Here is a 1,226-nt window from a genome sequence, read left to right as displayed (position 1 = left end):
CCGCCCCGCGCGGTCTCCTTGTACTTGACCTTCATGTCCGCGCCGGTCTCCCGCATGGTCTTGATGACCTTGTCCAGCGACACGTGGTGCACCCCGTCGCCCCGCAACGCCAGCCGGGCCGCGGTGATCGCCTTGATGCTCGCCACCGCGTTGCGCTCGATGCACGGAATCTGCACCAGGCCACCCACCGGATCGCAGGTCAGCCCCAGGTTGTGCTCCATGCCGATCTCGGCGGCGTTCTCCACCTGCTCCGGCGTACCGCCAAGCGCCTCGGCGAGCCCGGCCGCCGCCATCGAGCACGCCGAACCCACCTCACCCTGACAGCCCACCTCGGCCCCGGAGATCGACGCGTTCTCCTTGAACAACACACCGATCGCGCCCGCCGCCAGCAGGAACCGGACCACGCCCTCCTCGGAGGCACCCGGCACGAACCGGGTGTAGTAGTGCAGCACAGCCGGGATGATCCCGGCGGCACCATTCGTCGGCGCGGTGACCACCCGCCCGCCGGCCGCGTTCTCCTCGTTGACCGCCAGCGCGAACAACGTCACCCAGTCCATCGCGCGCAGCGGATCCTGGCTGCCGGTCTCCGCCTCCAGGCTGCGCCGCATCTCGGCCGCGCGCCGCCGGACCTTCAACCCACCCGGGAGTACGCCGTCACGGGTGCAGCCGTTCTCCACGCACTCGCGCATCACCCGCCAGATCTCCAGCAGCCCGGCGCGCACGTCCGCCTCGCTACGCCAGGACACCTCGTTGGCGAGCATCACCTCACTGATCGACAGCCCGGTCTCCGAGGTGACGGTCAGCAGCTCCGCGCCGGTCAGGAACGGGTGCCGTACCCGGGTGCTGTCCGCCTTGATCCGGTCCGCCCCGGCCGCCGCCTCGTCCACCACGAACCCGCCACCGACCGAGTAGTACGTGCGCGTCCGCACCTCGCCCCCGGCCGCGTCGTACGCCGCGAACGTCATCCCGTTCGGGTGGTACGGCAACGACCGCCGCCGATGCAGCACCAGATCCGTGTCCGGATCGAAGTCGACCCCCTGACTGCCGAACAGGTCGAGCCGCCGCTGCGTGCGGATCCGCTCCACCCGCGGCCCGACCGAGTCCGTGTCGACGGTCTCCGGGACCTCACCCTCCAGCCCCAGCAGCACCGCCCGGTCACTGCCGTGCCCGTGGCCGGTCGCGCCGAGCGAGCCGAACAGCTCCGCCCGTACCCGCGCCACATCGGC

General features: G+C 71.3%; 1 protein-coding gene. It reads right to left on the bottom strand.

Annotated features, from left to right (window positions below; genetic code table 11):
- The coding region (locus IF06_RS0131700) for an L-serine ammonia-lyase (protein ID WP_030275461.1) at positions 1–1,226 on the bottom strand (1,226 nt) is incomplete at both ends.

It is taken from the genome of Micromonospora globosa (assembly GCF_000717585.1).
In the GTDB taxonomy this organism is placed as follows: Bacteria; Actinomycetota; Actinomycetes; order Mycobacteriales; family Micromonosporaceae; genus Micromonospora; species Micromonospora aurantiaca.
This window is presented reverse-complemented; position numbering and strand designations above follow the sequence as displayed.